At 69.7% G+C, this 17561-nt stretch carries 17 protein-coding genes; 11 read left to right on the top strand and 6 right to left on the bottom strand.

The features are described from left to right. Positions 1 to 16: 16 nt before the first annotated feature. The 6 genes from DJ017_RS17155 (at position 17) to DJ017_RS17130 (ending at position 7925) form a co-directional block, all read left to right on the top strand. The gene (locus DJ017_RS17155) at positions 17 to 1681 is read left to right on the top strand and encodes a class I adenylate-forming enzyme family protein (protein WP_227000183.1); all 1665 of its coding nucleotides are present in this window, start codon (positions 17 to 19) and stop codon (positions 1679 to 1681) included. A 90-nt stretch (positions 1682 to 1771) separates the two neighbouring features. Next, positions 1772 to 2716: a winged helix-turn-helix transcriptional regulator gene (locus tag DJ017_RS17150; RefSeq protein WP_111529863.1), complete on the top strand. Its 945-nt coding sequence runs from the start codon at positions 1772 to 1774 to the stop codon at positions 2714 to 2716. An 86-nt stretch (positions 2717 to 2802) separates the two neighbouring features. Continuing rightward, complete coding sequence (locus DJ017_RS17145; protein ID WP_111529862.1) at positions 2803 to 3864, top strand: NAD(P)H-dependent amine dehydrogenase family protein; 1062 nt, start codon at positions 2803 to 2805, stop codon at positions 3862 to 3864. A gap of 83 nt (positions 3865 to 3947) precedes the next feature. Continuing rightward, entirely contained in the window at positions 3948 to 4853 is a 906-nt protein-coding gene (locus tag DJ017_RS17140; RefSeq protein ID WP_111529861.1) for an SDR family NAD(P)-dependent oxidoreductase, read from the top strand. A gap of 55 nt (positions 4854 to 4908) precedes the next feature. Then, positions 4909 to 6129, top strand: a complete 1221-nt coding sequence (locus DJ017_RS17135; protein ID WP_111529860.1) for an acetyl-CoA acetyltransferase — start codon at positions 4909 to 4911, stop codon at positions 6127 to 6129. Between the two features lie 2 nt (positions 6130 to 6131). Further along, a complete protein-coding gene (locus DJ017_RS17130; RefSeq protein WP_111529859.1) occupies positions 6132 to 7925 on the top strand; it encodes an AMP-binding protein in 1794 nt (597 codons plus the stop codon). A 3-nt stretch (positions 7926 to 7928) separates the two neighbouring features. On the opposite strand, the gene DJ017_RS17125 is transcribed toward DJ017_RS17130, so the two are convergent. Then, positions 7929 to 8765 (bottom strand): SDR family NAD(P)-dependent oxidoreductase, encoded by an 837-nt coding sequence (locus tag DJ017_RS17125; protein WP_165830671.1) that lies wholly within the window; start codon positions 8763 to 8765, stop codon positions 7929 to 7931. A gap of 106 nt (positions 8766 to 8871) precedes the next feature. On the opposite strand from DJ017_RS17125, the gene DJ017_RS17120 reads away from it, so the two are divergent. The 3 genes from DJ017_RS17120 to DJ017_RS17110 all read left to right on the top strand — a co-directional run bounded on the left by DJ017_RS17120 (position 8872) and on the right by DJ017_RS17110 (position 11668). Beyond that, complete coding sequence (locus DJ017_RS17120; protein ID WP_111529857.1) at positions 8872 to 9681, top strand: DUF1295 domain-containing protein; 810 nt, start codon at positions 8872 to 8874, stop codon at positions 9679 to 9681. 30 nt (positions 9682 to 9711) lie between these two features. Beyond that, on the top strand, positions 9712 to 10626 hold the full coding sequence (locus tag DJ017_RS17115) for an NAD(P)H-dependent flavin oxidoreductase (protein WP_111529856.1): 915 nt from the start codon (positions 9712 to 9714) through the stop codon (positions 10624 to 10626). 85 nt (positions 10627 to 10711) lie between these two features. Beyond that, the gene (locus DJ017_RS17110) at positions 10712 to 11668 is read left to right on the top strand and encodes a winged helix-turn-helix transcriptional regulator (protein WP_111529855.1); all 957 of its coding nucleotides are present in this window, start codon (positions 10712 to 10714) and stop codon (positions 11666 to 11668) included. Here the strand turns inward: DJ017_RS17110 and DJ017_RS17105 are convergent, their stop codons facing one another. From DJ017_RS17105 to DJ017_RS17095, 3 genes are all read right to left on the bottom strand, one after another. Next, a complete protein-coding gene (locus DJ017_RS17105; RefSeq protein ID WP_111529854.1) occupies positions 11669 to 12193 on the bottom strand; it encodes a nuclear transport factor 2 family protein in 525 nt (174 codons plus the stop codon). It abuts the gene before it with no gap. After that, entirely contained in the window at positions 12190 to 12618 is a 429-nt protein-coding gene (locus tag DJ017_RS17100; protein ID WP_111529853.1) for a nuclear transport factor 2 family protein, read from the bottom strand. Before DJ017_RS17100 ends, DJ017_RS17105 begins: the two co-directional genes overlap by 4 nt. Positions 12619 to 12685: 67 nt before the next feature. Continuing rightward, complete coding sequence (locus DJ017_RS17095; protein WP_111529852.1) at positions 12686 to 14992, bottom strand: TonB-dependent receptor; 2307 nt, start codon at positions 14990 to 14992, stop codon at positions 12686 to 12688. A 460-nt stretch (positions 14993 to 15452) separates the two neighbouring features. Between DJ017_RS17095 and DJ017_RS17090 the strand changes: the two genes are divergently transcribed. After that, positions 15453 to 15869 (top strand): nuclear transport factor 2 family protein, encoded by a 417-nt coding sequence (locus DJ017_RS17090; protein ID WP_111529851.1) that lies wholly within the window; start codon positions 15453 to 15455, stop codon positions 15867 to 15869. A gap of 6 nt (positions 15870 to 15875) precedes the next feature. Further along, positions 15876 to 16394 (top strand): nuclear transport factor 2 family protein, encoded by a 519-nt coding sequence (locus tag DJ017_RS17085; protein WP_111529850.1) that lies wholly within the window; start codon positions 15876 to 15878, stop codon positions 16392 to 16394. Here the strand turns inward: DJ017_RS17085 and DJ017_RS17080 are convergent. Further along, on the bottom strand, positions 16391 to 16777 hold the full coding sequence (locus tag DJ017_RS17080) for a nuclear transport factor 2 family protein (RefSeq protein ID WP_111529849.1): 387 nt from the start codon (positions 16775 to 16777) through the stop codon (positions 16391 to 16393). The genes DJ017_RS17085 and DJ017_RS17080 overlap by 4 nt on opposite strands. Positions 16778 to 16788: 11 nt before the next feature. After that, positions 16789 to 17547, bottom strand: coding sequence for an SDR family oxidoreductase (locus DJ017_RS17075; RefSeq protein WP_111529848.1), 759 nt, complete (start codon positions 17545 to 17547; stop codon positions 16789 to 16791). Between the last annotated feature and the right edge of the window lie 14 nt (positions 17548 to 17561).

The following is a 17561-nucleotide window of genomic DNA, read 5'->3' as shown; positions in this document are numbered from 1 at the left end:
AAGCCCACCTGAACGCGTGGCGGAATATCGCCGTCGGGGCTGGTGGCGGGGCCAGACCATCGATGCGCTGTTCCGAGCCGCGGTCGCGGTCCGCGCCGACGCCGAGGCCCTGGTCGACGCGCCCAATCGCCAAGCCTTGGCCGGCACGCCGCCGCAGAGGCTGACCTATGCCGAACTCGACCGCCGGGTCGACGCGCTCTGCCACGTGCTGGCCGGACTCGGCGTCGGGCGCGGGGACGTTGTGGCGACTCAACTGCCCAACCTGGTGGAGGGCGTCGTCGCCTTCCTCGCCTGCGCGCGCATGGGGGCGATCCTCAGTCCCGTGGCCATGGCCTATCGCGGCCACGAGCTCCGCCAGATCCTGCCGAGCGTCGAGCCCAAGGCCTACATCACCGTGGGCGAGTTCCACGGCTGCGATCACGCCGCCATGCTGGTCGAGCTGAAAGCCGAAGGCGTGACCGCGGCCGAGATCGTCAGCCTCGGCGCCGCGCCGCCAGCCGGCGCCATGGCCCTGGACGTCCTGATGGCCGAAGCGCCGGCGGCGCCGTTCGACACGCCCGCCGACCTCGACGCCGCGGAGGCGCTGACGATCTGCTGGACCTCCGGCACCGAGGCCATGCCCAAGGGCGTGCCGCGTCACCACGATCACTGGGTGGTCAATGGCGAGGCCCTGGTCGAGGCGGCGGGTCTTCAGGTGGGCGACACCATCCTCAACCCCTTCCCGCTGATCAACATCGCCGCGATCGGCGGCATGGTGATGACCTGGCTGCTGGCGCAGGGCCGGCTCGTCCAGCACCACCCGTTCGACCTGCCGATCTTCCTTGGGCAGATGCAGGACGAAGGCGTCGCCTACACCGTCGCCCCGCCGGCGGTTCTGAACATGCTGCTGCAGAACGAGGCGCTGCTCGATGGGACGGATCTGTCCAAGCTGCGCTGCCTCGGCTCCGGCTCGGCGCCGCTGTCGCCCTGGATGGTGAAGGGCTGGCAGGAGCGCCACGGCGTCACGGTGATGAACGTCTTCGGCTCGAACGAAGGGACCTCGCTGTTCTCCACCGGGGAGGCGATCCCGGACCCGGAGCTGCGCGCCCGCTACTTCCCACGCTTCGGGGCGCAGGGCGTGAATTGGCCCGCCGCGTTCCCCGCCAAGATCCGCACCCGGCTGGTGGACGTGGACAGCGGCGAGGAGATCACCGAGCCCGGCCGGGAAGGCGAGCTGCGCATCGCCGGAGCCATGACCTTCGACGGCTACTGGAAGGCGCCGGAGATCACCGCCCAGGCCTTCGACGACGACGGCTACTTCCGCACCGGCGACCTGTTCGAGATCGCCCCCGACGGCGGCGGCCGCTACTACCGCTTCGTCGGCCGCTGCAAGGAGATCATCATCCGCGGCGGGCTCAACATCTCGCCGGCCGAGCTCGACGTGCTGATCGAGGGCCATCCCAAGGTGCGGGAGGCGAGCTGCGCCGCCTATCCCGACGAGCGGCTGGGCGAGCGGGTCTGCGCGGTGGTGGCCCTGAGGCCCGGCGAGAGCCTCACCCTGGAGGAGCTCAACGCGCACCTGAAGGCGCACGACATCGCCACCTTCAAGCTGCCGGAGCGCCTGAGGATCGTCGACGCCCTGCCGCGCAATGCGCTCGGCAAGGTGCTGCGGCGCGAGCTGTCGGGGGTGGTCGCCGCCTGATGGCGGAATCCGACTTGCATAGCAGCACCCGGTCGGCGAGTTTCCCGGCGGTCCTTGTCATCCGGGGCCGCTGAGGACAACTTCGCCGTCATGACCGCCCCGAAGTTCATCCGCACCTGCTCGATCTGGCGGGCGCTGGAGGTGGTGGGCGACACCTCGGTCCTGCTGATCCTCGAGGCGAGCTGGATCGGCGCGCGGCGGTTCGACGAGTTCCGCACCCGAACCGGCCTGCTGCAGACCCTGCTCAGCGACCGGCTGAAGCGGCTGGTCGCGGCCGGCGTCATGGAGAAGCGGCTCTATTCCGAGGCCCCGCCGCGCTTCGAATACCGCATGACCCAGAAGGGGCGGGACCTCTACTGGCCGGCGCTGATGATGCTGCGCTGGGAGCGGCGGTGGGCGACCACCGAAGGCAAGCTGCAACTGCGGCTGCGCCACCGCACCTGCGGCCACATCTTCGATCCCGTACCCACGTGCCTGAAGTGCGGCGACGAGATCGGCGCCCGCGACGTCGACTGGACCGAGGGGCCCGGCGTTGGCTGGATGGCGGCCCGCTACAGCCGCCGGCGCCAGCAGCGCCACGCGGCCGAGGCGGCCTCAAGCCTGATGGTGGACGTCGCCCAGATCACGGGCGACCGCTGGGCGAGCCTCGTCCTGCGCTCGATCTTCACCGGTCTGCGCCGTTTCGACGAAATCCTCGGCGATACGGCCATGGCCACCAACATCCTCTCCGAGCGGCTGTCCTGGCTCACTGCTCAGGGCGTGATCCGCACCCACGAGGTCGGCGGCCGGCGCTTCGAGTACCGGCTGACGGAGAAGGGGATCGACTACTACCCGGTCCTGCTGATGCTGCTGCAATGGGGCGACAAGTACTACGTCTCGCCGGAGGGGCCGCCCCTCCTGCTGCGCCACAAGTCCCACGGCCACGACCTCGAGCCGGCGGTCACCTGCTCCTGCTGCAGCCAGCCGGTGGAGCCGCACGACGTCACCTTCGAGGTTATCGAAGCGCCCGCCCCGGCGCTGCAACCCGCGGGCTGACCCTCGTCCGGGGGCCGGGTCTCCCGGATAGTCGCTTTCATAACGATACTAAGTCGGCTAGGCTCGTCCCCGTTCGGGGAGGGGCCATGACCTATCGCGTGATCCAGTGGGCCACCGGCGCCATGGGGAAGAGCTGCCTGCGCGCGGTGATCGACCATCCGGCCATGGAGCTGGTCGGGCTCTACGTCTACGGCGACGACAAGGCGGGACGCGACGCCGGCGACATCGCCCGACGCCCGGCGACGGGGGTGATCGCCACCCGGGAGGTTGACGAGATCCTGGCGCTGGACGGGGACGTGGTGATCCACTGCGCGCGGCTGGCGCCGCCGTACGGCTCGCACGACGCCGACCTTCTCAAGCTGCTGGCGAGCGGCAAGAACGTGATCAGCATCAACGGCTACAGCGATCCTGGCCATTGGGGGGGCGAGCGGCTGAAGGCCTTGGAGGCCGCCTGCGCCGCGGGGGGCTCGAGCCTGATGGCCGCCGGGCTGAACCCCGGCTTCGCCGGCGAGCAGCTCGCGGTGGTCGCCACCGGCGTCTGCTCCGCGCTCGACCACATCGAGGTGGTCGAGAGCGTCGACTGTCGGGCGGTGCGCAATCCGGACTACATCTTCAAAGTCCTCGGGTTCGGGTCCGATTCGACCGAAGTCGATCCGAACGACCCGGCCTGGGGCCCGGCGTCCTCGCTGAACGGCATGTACGCCGAGGTGCTGGCGGCCATGGCCGAGCACCTCCACCTGAAGCTGGAGCGGGTGGAGACCGACCACCGGGTGTTCGGCGCCACCGAAGACCTGTCCGTCGCCGCCGGAGCTATTCGCCGCGGCGGCGTGAGCCACCTCAATTGGCGCTGGCACGGCCTGGTGGCGGATGAGCCCAAGCTCACGATGTCGATCCACTGGTACATGGAGCCGGCCCACCTCGACGAGGCGGAGCCGCCGCTGTGGCGGATGCGGATCCGCGGGCAGCCCGGTGTGCGCATCGCCGTCGACCTGGAGAAGCGGGAGGGCGATACCACCCCCACCTCGGCCGAGCAGATCGCCGTGGCCGGGGCTGTGATCAACACCATTCCGGTGGTCTGCGCCGCGCCGCCGGGCGTCCTCGTCCGGCCCTTGGCCACGCCCTTCCGCGGCGACCTCGCGCAGGCCTGACCGGCTCCGCGGCATCAGTCGCGGATGTCACTTGCATAACGATACGATCTATGGATGATCGCCGGCGTTCAGGGGAGAAAGCGATGCCGATCGGGGAGAGCGCGGGGGCGGACCTGCGGGATCGGGTGGTGATCGTCACCGGCGCGGGCAAGGGCCTGGGCCGGGCCTACGCCCTTGAACTGGCGCGGCGCGGGGCGGCGGTGATCGTCAACAACCGCTGGGTCGACCAGACGCAGCCGTCCAGCGCCGACGCCGTGGTGGCCGAGATCCGGGCGGTCGGCGGGCGCGCGGCCTCAAACTACGACGCCGCCGAGGCGCCGGAGACCGGGGCGGCGCTGGTCGCGCAGGCCATCGCCGAGTTCGGCCGGCTGGACGCGGTGGTCTCAAATGCGGGGGTGCCCGAGACCAAGCGCCTGCATCGCCAGACCCCCGAAGGCTTCCAGAAGATCTTCGACATCAACTTCTTCGGGGCCTTCCATCTGGTTCAGGCGGCCTGGCCGGTGCTGTCGGAGGCGCCCGCGGGGCGCATCGTGCTCAGCGCCTCCTCGGCCGGCCTGCACGGCGGCGACGGCATGGCGGCCTACGCCTCGTCCAAGGCGGCGCTCATCGGCCTCGTCCGGGGCCTGGCGGTGGAAGGGCGGCCGCGCAACCTGCTGATCAACGCCATCGCGCCCTATGCGGTGACCGCCATGACCGAGGCGCACCTGGCGCCGGGCCTGGCCGAGCGGATGGACCCCGCGGCGGTGGCGCCGCTGGTCGCCTGGCTGGTGAGCGAGGCCTGCGACGTCTCCGGCCAGACCCTGGTCTCCGGCGGCGGGCGGGTGCGCGCGGCGTTCGCGGTGGAGGGGCCGCCGGTGACGCTGGATGGAGACGTCGGGGCCGCGGTGCACACCGCCATGGCGTCCGAACCGCGCGAGACCTACGGCGACGCCCACCAGGCGTTCGCCGCCTTCATGGACGGCCGTCCCGCCTTGGTGGCGGCGCGATAGCTTGTATAATCGAACCTACTAGAGGCGGCCGGCGCGGCCGAGCGAGGAAACCCCCATGGTCTATATTCTCGGCGGCTGGCAGAGCGACTTCTCGAAGAACTGGGCGCGTCAGCAGATGGACTTCGCCGACGCCTTCGCCGAGGTGGTGGGCGAGGGGCTGGCGGCCACGGGTCTCGAACCCAAGGACATCGACTGCGGCCACGTCGGCAACTTCGTGGGCGACCTGTTCGCCGGCCAGGGCCTGCTCGGCGGCTTCTTCGGCCTGGTGCATCCGGAGTTCGACGGCATGCCCACGGCGCGCCACGAGGCGGCCTGCGCCTCCGGCAGCGTCGCGATCCTCGCGGCGACCGCGGAGATCGAGGCCGGGCGCTACGACACCGCCTGCGTGGTCGGTCTCGAGATGATGCGCAACGTCCCCGGCCAGCAGGCGGCGCAGAACCTCGGCGCGGCGGCGTGGACCGGCCATGAGTTCCAGGACGCCACCTACCTCTGGCCCCGCGCCTTCTCCGATCTCGGCGAGGAGTACGACCGCCGCTACGGCCTGAAGTACGAGCACCTGATGCGCATCGCGGAGATCAACTTCGCCAACGCCAAGAAGAACCCGAACTCCCAGACCCGGAGCTGGGGTTTCAACGAGCGCAGCTTCACCGCCGACGACGAGGCCAACCCGGTGGTCGAGGGCATGATCCGCAAGAACGACTGCGGCCAGGTCACCGACGGCTCGGCCGTGATCTTCCTCGCCAGCGAGGCCAGGGCCGCCGAATACGCCGCCAAGCGCGGCATCGCCCTGGAGAGCCTGCCGCAGATCAAGGGCTGGGGACATCGGTCTTCGCCCATCAGCTACGAGCGCAAGATCCGCGCCTCGGCCGGCGAGCCCTATGTCTTCCCGCAGGTGAAGCGGGCGATCGACGATGCGCGGGCGCGGGCCGGCGTCGCCGACATCTCCCAGCTCGACGCGGTGGAGACGCACGACTGCTTCACCACCACCGAATACATGGCCATCGAGCACCTCGGCCTCACCGCCCCGGGCGAGGCCTGGAAGGCCGTGGAGGCCGGGGACATCGAGATCGGCGGCCGCTTGCCCATCAACCCGTCCGGCGGCCTGATCGGCGGCGGCCATCCGGTCGGCGCCACCGGCGTGCGGATGGCCCTGGACGCCTTCAAGCAGGTGACCGGCCAGGCCGGCGACTACCAGGTCGAAGGCGCCAAGACCGTCCAGACCCTCAACATCGGCGGCTCGACCACCACCACGGTCAGCCTGGTGGTGGGCGTCTGAGGATGTCCGACGCGGCCCTGGCGAAGCCCGCCCCCGCGCCGTTCCGTGAAGCCCGCCTGATGCCGGTCGACCTCGACGTCGAGCGGCGGGCGAACGGCGCGATCCTGATCACCTCGCGGGTGCCGCTGCGCGCCTACGACGCCAACATTCCCGCCGCCTTCGCGCGACGGGCGGCGCTCACGCCCGACAAGCCGGCGATCGCCCAGCGCGGGGCGGATGGGGCGTGGGCCTACACCACCTTCGCCCAGCTCAAGCGCGACATGGACGCGGCCACCCAGTGGCTGCTCGACCGCCCACAGCCGGGCCCGGTGCTGATCCTCGCGGGCAACACCCCGGCCTTCGCAGTGATGAGCTTCGCGGCCCAGGCCAGCGGCCGCGCCGCCTGTCCGGTCAGCACCACCTACGCCGCGCTCGGCGGCGACTTCGGCCGCCTGGCGCACGTCATCGCCAAGGTGAAGCCCGGCGTCATCTTCGCCGAGGACAGCGCCGCCTGCGCCCGCGCGCTCGAGACCCTTGAGCTCGGCGGGGCCGAGATCGTCACCACCGATCCGTCCGCGATCACCATGCCGGCCACCGCCTATGCCGAAGTGCTGGCGACGCCGGTCACCGCGGCGGTCGAGGCGGAGATCGCGGCGCTGCAGCCGGGTGACCGCGCGGCCCTGATGCTGACCTCCGGATCCACGGGCCTGCCCAAGGTGGTGCCGATCACCTTCGACAACCTCGCGGCCAACACCGCCCAGTGCCAGCAGACCATCGGCGAGGCCGCGGGCTGGCACGAGGTCATGCTCGACTGGCTGCCCTGGCACCACGCCGCCGGCGCCTTCGTGCTGCGCGCCACCCTGCTCGAAGGCGGCGTCCTCTACATCGACGACGGCAAGCCGGCGCCGGGCCTCTTCGAAACCTCGATCCGCAATCTGCGCGAGATCCCGGTCAGCTACTTCAACAACGTGCCGCTCGGCTACGCCATGCTGGTCGACGCCCTGGAGAAGGACCCGGTCCTGCGGGCGACCTTCTTCCAGAAGATGCGCCTGATGCTCTACGGCGGGGCAGGGCTGTCCCAGGCGGTCTACGACCGGCTGCAGGCGCTGGCCGTGGCCGAGACCGGCTGCCGGATCATGATGACCAGCGGCTATGGCATGACCGAGACGGTCTCGGCCTTCATGGTCATCCACTTCGAGACCGACAAGGTGGGCATCGGCCTGCCGGCGCCGGGCACGACGATCAAGCTATGGCCGGTGGGCGAGCGCTACGAGGTGCGCGCCAAGGGCCCCAACGTCACCGCCGGCTATCTCGACGAACCGGAGAAGACCGCGGCCGCCTTCGACGAGGAGGGCTTCTACCGCACCGGCGACCTCGCCGTGTTCCACGACCCGAACGATCCGGGCCAGGGGCTCGCCTTCGCCGGCCGTGCGGCCGAGGAGTTCAAGCTCTCCAGCGGGACCTGGGTCTACGGCGGCGCCCTGCGCGACGGGATCCTGAAGGCGCTGTCGCCGCTGGTGACCGATCTCGTGCTCTGCGACGACGGCCGGCCGTGGCTGGGGGTGATGCTGTGGGCCAACGGCGAGGTCGATCGGGCCGAGATCGTTCGGCGCCTGGCCGCCTTCAACACTAGCCAGCACGGCGGCGCGGCGCGCGTGAAGCGGGCGCTGCTGCTCGCCGAGCCGCCCAGCGCCAACGCCCACGAAATCTCCGACAAGGGCACCATCAATCGCCGCGCCGTCATCGACCGGCGGGCGGGCGAGGTGGAGCGGCTCTACGCGGGGACGCCGGACCCGGACGTCATCGTCCTCGGCTGATCCTCAAGGCTGCGAATGGGGGAGCCAGTCGGCGCCCTCGCGGCTGTAGTCCGCGCTGAACCAGCGTGGGTAGCCGTGCAGCGTTTGGCCGCCATCGATCATCACCTCGGCGCCGGTGACGTAACCGGCCGCCTCGCTGCACAGGAAGACGGCCAGCCGGGCGATGTCCTCGGGCTCCCCGAGCCGGCCGACCGGGGTGTTGGCGAGCGCGTCGGCGCGGACCGCCGGATCGTCGATCAGCGACTTGGTCATCGCCGTCTCGATGACGCCGGGCATGATCAGGTTCACCCGGATCCGCCAGACGCCGAGTTCGGACGCGAGCGACTTGGCGAGCATCCGAACGCCCGCCTTCGAGGCGGCATAGGCGCCGAGCAGGTCGCAGATGTGCGTCGCCGCCGTCGAGGCGTTCATGGCGATCGCCCCGCCGCGCCCGCCTTCGAGCATCAGCCGCGCCGCCCCCTGAGCCATCAGGAAGCCGCCGTTCAGGTTGACGTCCACGTGCTTGCGCCACTGGTCGAAGGGCAGGTCGATCAGCGGCCCGTAGCGGCCGTAGCCGGCGTTGATGAAGGTCGCGTCCAGCCGCCCGGCGCCGGCGCGGATCGCGGCGAACAGGCCGGCGACCGCCTCCGGGTCGGTCTGATCGCAGGCATGGGCCAAGACCTGCGCGCCCTTGGCCCGCAGCCCCTCGGCCACGACATCGAGCGCATCTTCGCGGCGATCGGTGATCACCACGGCCGCGCCCGCCTCGGCGAACGCTGCGGCCGTCGCCGCGCCGATATCGCCCGCCGCCCCGGTGACCAGGGCCGTGCGCCCGCCGAACTGCCCCGTCACATCGCTCATGAGATGTCCTCGCTGTCCTTGCGACGGCAGGTTAACTTGCATAGAAAGACTGTTAAACCGCCGTCGACGGAATCGCTGGCGGGATCGAAAGCTCGGGGGAGCTGAAATGCCTGACTTCGTCGTCGTCCTGGCGGTCAACGCCGGCGTGATCCTGGCCCTGTTCGTGCTCGCATGGGCGGTGTGCGTCGCCCAGCGCGACTGCACGCCGGTCGACAGCCTCTGGGGGCTGGGCATGGGCCTCGTGGCGATCTCCACCTACCTGCAGACTGGAGGCGGCACGCCGCGGCGCATCGTGCTGACCGGGATCTGCGTGGCCTGGGCGCTCAGGCTCGGCGGCTACATGCTCTGGCGCTGGCGCGACCACGGGCCGGACGGCCGCTACGTGCGCATGCTCGACAAGGCCAAGGCCGAGCGTGGCTGGGGCTATGCCTACGCGGCCTTCCGGCTGGTCTTCATGCTGCAGATGCCGCTGCTCTGGCTGGTCTGCCTTCCGGTCCAGCTCGGCCAGGTCTCGCCGGACGCCTCGCCGCTGGGTCCGCTCGGCCTCGCGGGCGCCGTGCTCGCGGTCATCGGCCTGATCTTCGAAAGCCTCGCCGACTTCCAGCTGGTCCGCTTCAAGAAGAACCCGGTCAACGCCGGCCAGGTGATGGACAAGGGCCTGTGGCGCTACACGCGTCACCCGAACTACTTCGGCGACGCCTGCGTCTGGTGGGGGCTGTGGTTGGTGGCGGCCGAGACCCGGCTTGGCCTCTTCGCCGTCGTCGGTCCGATCTACCTCGTCTACACCCTAACCCGCTGGAGCGGCGTGCCCACGGTCGAAGGCCGCATGCGCCGCAAGAAGCCGGGCTACGAGGACTACATGCGCCGCACCTCCGGCTTCTTCCCCTGGCCGCCCAAGCCGCCGAAGGCGGCCTGATGGACGCGACCTGAAGAAAGCGATCTGAGGATGAGCCTTCCCGCCCACATCGCCGAGCGTCTGAGGCTGCCGGCGATCGCCGCGCCGATGTTCCTGGTTTCCGGCGTCGACATGGTGCTGGCCGCCTGCAAGGCCGGCATCATCGGTTCCTTCCCGGCCAACAACGCCCGCTCGCTCGATGAGCTTGACGCCTGGATGGGTCAGATCACGGCGACCCTGCCGGCGGACGCGCCGCCCTGGGCCGTGAACATCATGGTCCATCGCTCCTACGCCCGCTGGGAGGAGGAGCTCGAGCTGGTGATGAAGCATCGGCCGCCGATCGTGATCACCGCGCTCGGCAGCCCGGCGGCCGTGGTGGAGGCCATCCAAGGCTACGGCGGACTCGTCTTCGCCGACGTGAATTCCCTGACCTTCGCGGAGAAGGCCGCCAAGACCGGGGTCGACGGCCTGATCCTGGTGGCGGCCGGCGCCGGCGGGCACACGGGCCAGATCGCCGGCTTCGCCTTCGCCCCCGCCGTCCGGGAGGTGTTCGGCGGTACGATCGTCCTGGGCGGCGGCATCGGCACGGGCCGCGCTATCCGGGCGGCACAGTTGCTCGGCGCGGACCTCGCCTACCTCGGCACGCGCCTGATCGCCTGCGAGGAGAGCCTGGCGGTCCCCGGCTACAAGCAGATGCTGATCGAGGCCAGCGCCGAGGACGTCGTCACATCCGCGGCCCTAACCGGCATCCCGGCCAACTGGTTGAAGGCCAGCCTCGCCGCCGCCGGCTACGACGCCGAGGGGCTGAAGACCCGGGCCGAGGTCAATCTTGGCCGGCCGGAGGACGCCGCCAAGCGCTGGCGCGACGTCTGGTCGGCCGGGCAGGGCGCGGGCGAGGTCCGGGCCATCGAGCCGCTCGCCGACATCGTTGAGGCCCTGGCGGCGGACTACCGGGCCGTGTCCTGACCCCGGGGCCGAAACCTCGTCTCGCGAGGCTTGACATCGCCGGGCGGGAACTGGACGTTCCGCGCGCTCCCAGCATCGAGGCGACATGGCCGAAGAGAGTCGACACGACCCGCCGTCGCCGCCGCTCACCCAGCTCGTACAGGCCAACTCCGCGGCCCGCGCGCTCAACATCCTGGGCGACCGCTGGACCCTGATGATCCTATACCTCGCGTTCCAGCGCGTGCGCCGGTTCGATGAGTTCCAGGGCCGCATCGGCCTGGCGCGCAGCCTGCTCGTCGACCGCCTGCGCCGTCTGCAGACGGCCGGCATCGTCAAGAAGGTCCGCTACCAGGAACGCCCCGCCAGGGACGAATACCGCCTGACCGAGATGGGCCTCGATCTCTACCCGGTCGCGCTCACCATCATCGGCTGGGAGAAGCGCTGGTTCTACGATCCGGCCAACCCGGCGCACCGGCTGAGGCATAGCTGCGGCAGGGAGTTCACGCCCGAGCTGCGCTGCGGCCACTGCCATGGCCTGGTCACCGCCCGCGACGTCTATGTGAAGGAGGGGCCCGGCGCGGAATACGAGCCCTCCGCCCCGCCGCGCGCCCAGCGGCGCTCGATCGTTCCGGCGGACGGCCTCAATCAGGGCAACCCGATGCTCGACCGCGCCTTCCAGGTGCTGGGCGATCGCTGGACGAGCCACGTGATCGCCTCGGCCTTCATGGGCCGGCGCCGCTTCAACGACCTGCAGGCCTCGCTGGGCATCGCGCCCAACATCCTGGCCGACCGCCTCGCCCGGCTGGTGGACCTCGGCATCCTGCGCCGGACGCTTTACCAGGAGCGGCCGGAGCGCTGGGAATACCGGCTCACGGACGAGGGGCGCGATCTCTATCCGCTGATCGTCGAGCTCAATCGCTGGGGCGACCGCTGGCTGGCCAGCGAGAAGGGCGCGCCGCTGATCACCTTCCACCGCGCCTGCGACCACGTGCTGGAGCCGACGATCACCTGCGACCAGTGCGGCAAGCCCGCGACCCTCGAGACCGTGACGCCGGGCCCCTGATCAGCGGGCGACGGGGCGGCCGATCATCTCCTCGACCTCGGGCGTGATCGGCTGTCCGGCCTTCATGGCGGCGCTGATCCGACCGTCGAAGTACTCGCGCCATTCGTGGATCAGGGCGCCGCGGAACTCGAGCACGCCGGCATAGGGAATAGCCACGTGTTGGCCGGTGGTCAGCCAGAACTCGTCGACGCCTTCCATGAACAGGCGCGTCTCGCTCTCGGCATAGTCGAAGATGCGCCACTTGTTGGTCTTGATGACCGGGGCCATGCCCTGCAGCGCCGTGCGCATGGCCGCCTTGCCGCGGATGGCCGGGGCGAAGCCGGAGGAGTTGCGCCAGACGATGTCGTCGGTGACGTGGGCCAGCACGCCCTCCACGTCCTGGCGATGCCAGGCGTCGATGACGGCGAGAAGGACGGGATAGAGGCGCGACATGGAGGAACGCTCCTGGGCAAGGGCGGGGGAGGCCGCCAGCGCGCCGGCGGCGGCCAGCAGGGTGCGGCGGTCGAGGGTGAAGAGGGGGCTCAAGCGGCGGCCTCGCCCAGCAGTTCGAGGACCTGGGCGCTGAGCGGTTCGCCGGACTTCTGGGCGGCGATGACACCCAGATCGACGTAGTCGCGCCAGCCGACGATCAGGCCGTCGCGGAATTCCAGCACGCCGGCGTAGGGTACGGCCACGCGGCGCCCCTCGCTCGTGCGGTAGTCGTCGACGCCCTCGATGAACAGGCGGTCGTACGTCTCGGACCAGTTGAAGATCCGCCACTCGATGCCGTGCATGTCGGCATGGAAGCGCGCCAGCAGCTTGGCGGCGGTCGCCTTGCCGCGGATCGGCGGCAGGCCAGGGGCGGCGTAGTGCCAGACGATGTCGTCGGCCAGGTGGGAGAGCACGGCGTCGAGATCCTTCGCCTGCCATGCGGCGATGACCTTGGAGAGGGTGTCGAAGTGGCGACCCATGAGCGTACGCGCCCTTTGAAGAAAGAAGTCGCCGGGCGGCTTGCGGCCGCCCGGCGAGTGAGGAGGCTTAGAACTTGGTCGAGAGTTCCACGCCGAAGGTGCGCGGCGGGCCGAACGAAGAGACGGCGTCGCCGAGGATGTCGATGATGTTGGTGCGGTATTCCTGGTCGGCCAGGTTGCGGCCCCACACCGACACCGACCACGGCTTGTCCGCCGGGGCGAGGGTGATGCGGCCGTCGAGCAGGCCGTAGGGCTTCTCGGACTGAACGTTGTCGGGCGCCCAGCTCATCTTGCCCTGGTACTTGTAGCTCAGCTTCACGTGGAGAGCGTCCTCCATGCCAAGCGCGCTGGTCGTCAGTTCGGCGCCGGCGGAGACCTGGTAGCGGGGCGTCCGCTGCAGGAACTTGCCGTTGTAGGACACCTTGGTCACCGGATCGACGTAGTCGGTGTACTTGGCGTCCAGGGTGCTGCCGCCGAGGAACAGGCGCACCGCGTGGACCGGCGCGAACTGGAACTCGGTCTCGACGCCTTTGATCTCGGCGGCGCCGGCGTTGGCGATGACGTTGCACAGGCAGGTGCCGTCGGTCCGCTGAACCTGCAGGTCCGTGTAGTCCATGAAGAACACCGAGGTGTTCCACCGGGCCCGGTGGTCCAGGAACTCCCACTTGTAGCCGGCCTCGTAGTTGGTCAGCGATTCAGGCCGGTAGGGCTGACGGGCGGCGAAGGCGTTCGGCGCGTCGTTCTGGAAGCCGCCGCCCTTGAAGCCGGCCGAGACGGTCGCATAGGCCATCAGGTCGGCGGTGGGCGTCCAGGTAAGGGTGACCTGCGGGGTCACCTTCGACCACTTGGCGCCGTAGGCGGTGCTGAAGCCCGGCACGGCGGTCAGCGGGGTGAGCGGGGCCGTGTCGTTGGGCTTCAGGCGATCGCCCAGGGCCACGGCGACGCCCGTCTGGACGCCGTCCTTCTTGTCCTTGGTGTAGCGGACGCCGGCCTCGACCTTGAGGGTGTCGGTCAGCTTGTAGCCGAGCTGGGCGAAGACGGCCTCGTCCTCGTTGGCGCCGTAGTCGTCCCAGTGGCTCTCGCCCGAGAGGGTCGGGAGCACGGTGCTCTCGCCCCAGAACCGGTTGAACTGGTGCACCTTGGTGTGGAGGTAGTAGGCGCCCAGGATCCAGTCGAAGCGGCTGTTCGGATAGTGCGAGGTGAGGCGCACCTCCTCCGAGATCTGCTGCACGTGCTCGATGAAGTTCACCGGCTCGGCGAAGAGCAGCGGCGTCACCACGTTGTAGGGGTTCGTCGGGCCGATGCCGGACTGATCGTAGAGGGTGTAGGCCTGGCCGTGCCGATAGCCGCTGACCGAGGTCAGGGTGATGTTCGGCAGGACGTCCTTCTCCATCTTCAGGATGTAGCTGGTGGACTCGTGCTCGATCCGCTGCGGGCTCGGCGTGGCCGTGCCGGCGAACAGCGGCCAGGTCGGATAGCTCTCGCGGATCGACAGCCCGCCGCGCAGGGCGGCGATCGCCAGGCGGGCCTTGTACCAGGGGGCGAAGCACTGCGACGGCGTGGTGCAGGTCGTCTCGCCCATGCCGACGCGGTTCGGGCCGTTGCTGGTGTCCTTGTCGTAGTCGACGGTCAGGTGGGCGCGGAAGTCGGTGCCTTCCGGCTTGTAGAGCAGCTGGCCGCGGATCTGGGTCGAGTCCAGGTTCTCCAGGTCGACGTTGTGCTCGAGGTCCTTGGCGTAGCCGGAGTGGTTGATCGTCTGGAACGACAGACGCCCGGCCAGGCCGCTCATCAGCGGGCCGGTGACATGGCCGCTGACCTGCTTCAGGTCGTAGTTGCCGAGAGTGACCGCGACCTCGCCCGAATAGTCGAACTGCGGCGGGGCGGAGATGACGCTGATCGCGCCGCCGGTCACGTTCTTGCCGAGCAGCACGCCCTGCGGACCGCGGACCAGCTCGATGCGCTCCAGGTCATAGAAGGCGGTGTTCAGGTTCCCCGAGCGGCTGACGTAGACCTCGTCCACGAAGGTGGAGACCGACTGGTCGGCGGTGGGCGCCGTCAGGCGGGTGTTGACCACGCCGCGGATGTTCAGCTCCAGGGCCTGCGGCGAGTTCTGGGTGAACGTCAGGCCGACTGTCGAATGGCCGAGGTCCTCCGAGTTCAGGATCTTGTCCTTGGCCAGGGTCTCGCCGCTGACCGCGGTGATCGAAAGCGGCGCCTGCTGCAGGTTCATCTCGCGCTTCTGCGCGGTGACGACGAGTTCCTCGAGCTGGTTGCTCGCGCTGGCCGAGGTCGCGGGGCTCGCGGCCAGCGCCGGCGCGGCGAGGCTGACGCCTGCGATCAGGGCGATGATGGATGTGGTGTGGTGCAGCTTCACTGGTCTCCCCCGGGAAGCCCTCGGCGGCTCGCCGGGGCCTTTGTTGTGCTTCCGCGCGCGCTCGTGTGTTCACGGGCGGAAGGGTTGGCGACGCGTGGGGGATTTTCGGGCCGAGCAGTCCCGCTCCGACGCCGAGGTGTGCTCCGCGCCAGCTTGCATAACTTCAGATACTTGGAACGCGCCTTGGACAGCGCTCAGGAGCGCGGTTCGTCGCGGCCTTGCCCGACTACGAAGTTTCCCCCGACAGGTTTTTCGTTGGTCTTAGCCTCCAACGGCAGGATTACGCTTTTAGTCTCGTAACGCAAGTCACACACTGTGCCGATCGCACCGGGCCAGATCCGGCGGACCAGGGCCACGGACTCGCGCTCCGCAGAAAGGTCTTGCCAATCGTCAGTACCGTTATGCAAGTTAAATCTCATGACGTGGCGCAACAGCCGCGCCGAGATCAGGGGAGTGAGGAATGGGCGCCACGCTGTCGGACGAACAGAAGATCGCCAAGGGGCGCGAGATGGCCGAGGCCTGGCGCGTCATGGACTGGCGCAAGGTCGCCGACATGTTCACGCCGGACGGGGTGCTTCACTCGATGATGGTCGAGCCGGTGGTCGGCCGCGAGGCCGTCTACAAGCGCGTGTCGGGGCTCGGCGACGGGCTGGAGTCCATCACCCTCAACATCCACCACATGGGGGTGATCGACGGGGTGCTCTACATGGAGCGCACGGACGAATTCGTGATCCGCGGCCGGCCGGGCTCGGCCCCGGTGGTCGGGGTGCTCGAGTTCGAGGGCGAGCTGATCAAGGTCTGGCGCGAGTACTACGACCGCGCCCACCTGCTGAAGGCCATGGGCCTGACCGAAGACTTCGACGCCAAGACCCGCTGACCGCCCATGGACGCCGAGATTAGGGCCCTGCTCGACAAGCAGGCGATCACCGAGGTTATCCTTCGCTACAGCCGCGCCGTCGACCGCGGCGACGAGGCGCTGCTGCGCGCCTGCTACCACGACGACGCGGTGGAGGATCATGGCGGCTCCTTCCTCGGTCCGGCGAACGACTACATCGCCGCCATCCTGCCGGCGCTTCACAGCGACCGTCTGATGACCCACACGGTGACCAATATCCTGGTGGAGCTGGAGGGTGCGGACCGGGCGCTGGCGGAGAGCTACTACCTGTCCTTCGCCCGCTATCCCGCCGCCGAGCCGCCCTTCGAGACCTTGACCCTGGCCCGCGCCATCGACCGGTTCGAGCGGCGCGACGGCGTCTGGCGCATCGCCCGGCGGCAGCTGCGCTGGGAGTGGAACCGCGAGCAGCCGATCGCCGAGACCTGGGCGCGCGGCGGCATCGGCGATCCGGCCATCCTGCTGCATGGCGGCAAGAAGCCGAACGACCCGCTCTACGCCCGCGACTAGCGGCCGAACTTGCGCAGCGCGGCCGACTTGGCGGAGTCGATGTACTCGTCGAGACGGGTGATCTTGCCGTCCTTCATCCGCACCACGACACAGGCGTCCATGGCCCACTTCTCGCCGTCGGGCAGGGTCGCCTCGAGCACGTGCTGCTGCACGAAGCCGTCCGGCAGGGCCTCGACCCGCTGGACCCGGTAGTTGCGGTCGGGCAGGGCGCGGATGAACCAGTCGAGGACCTTCATGTTCTGGTCCACGGTCTGCTCGACGCCGTCGTTGTTGTGCCAGATCTTGGCGTCAGGCGCGTAGCAGTCGCGCACCGTGGCGGTGTCGCCGGCCTGGATGGCCCCTACGAAGCGCCTGGCGAAATCCACATAGTCCTGGGCGGTCATGGCGGCTCCCCTCAGCGGCCGGTGGTGACGCGCTCGCCCGACAGCGAGCGCCGCATCTGCAGTTCGAAGCCGGCGGGATCGCGGGCCAGGTTGGCGCGGACGTCCACCGCCATGAAGTCGGTGTCGATCTCGGTGGCGCCGCGGCGGATCGCCTTCAGCGCGGCGTCGGCGATGGTCGCCGGGCTCTCCTTGAAGCCTTCCACGTGGCTGGCCATGCGGGTGTCCACCGAGCCGACGATAAGGGCGGTCACGCTGGTGTTCTGCGGCGCGAGCTCGGCCCGCAGGCAGGTGCTCATGGCGCGGCCGGCGAACTTGGAGGGGCTGTAGCCGCCCATCCCCGGAACCGCCACGATGCCGCCGGCCGACAGGACGTTGGCGATGGCGCTCTCCTTGTGCCGCGCCAGGATCGGCGCGAACGCCCGGCACATGGCCAGCGGGCCGAAGTAGTTGACCTCCATCTCCATCCGCGCGGCGGAAAGGTCCGGCGCCTTCAGGAGCGTCTGCATTGAGAACTGGCCGGCGTTGTTCACCAGGATGCTGACGTCCTGGCACTTGGCCGCCGCGGCCTCGATCTGCTCGGGCTTCGAGACGTCGAGCTCGACCGCCACGACGCGGCCCTGCCCCTCGTCGACGAGGTGCTGTGCGTTCTTCACGTCCCGCGCGCCGACGTAGACCTTGGCCGCGCCGGCGGCGAGGAAGGCGCGCACGAAGGCTTCGCCGATGCCACGGTTGCCGCCCGTGACGAGGACGACACTATCCTGGATTTCCATGGAGTCTCTGCTGC

It is taken from the genome of Phenylobacterium soli (assembly GCF_003254475.1).
Taxonomy (GTDB): Bacteria; Pseudomonadota; Alphaproteobacteria; order Caulobacterales; family Caulobacteraceae; genus Phenylobacterium; species Phenylobacterium soli.
This window is presented reverse-complemented; position numbering and strand designations above follow the sequence as displayed.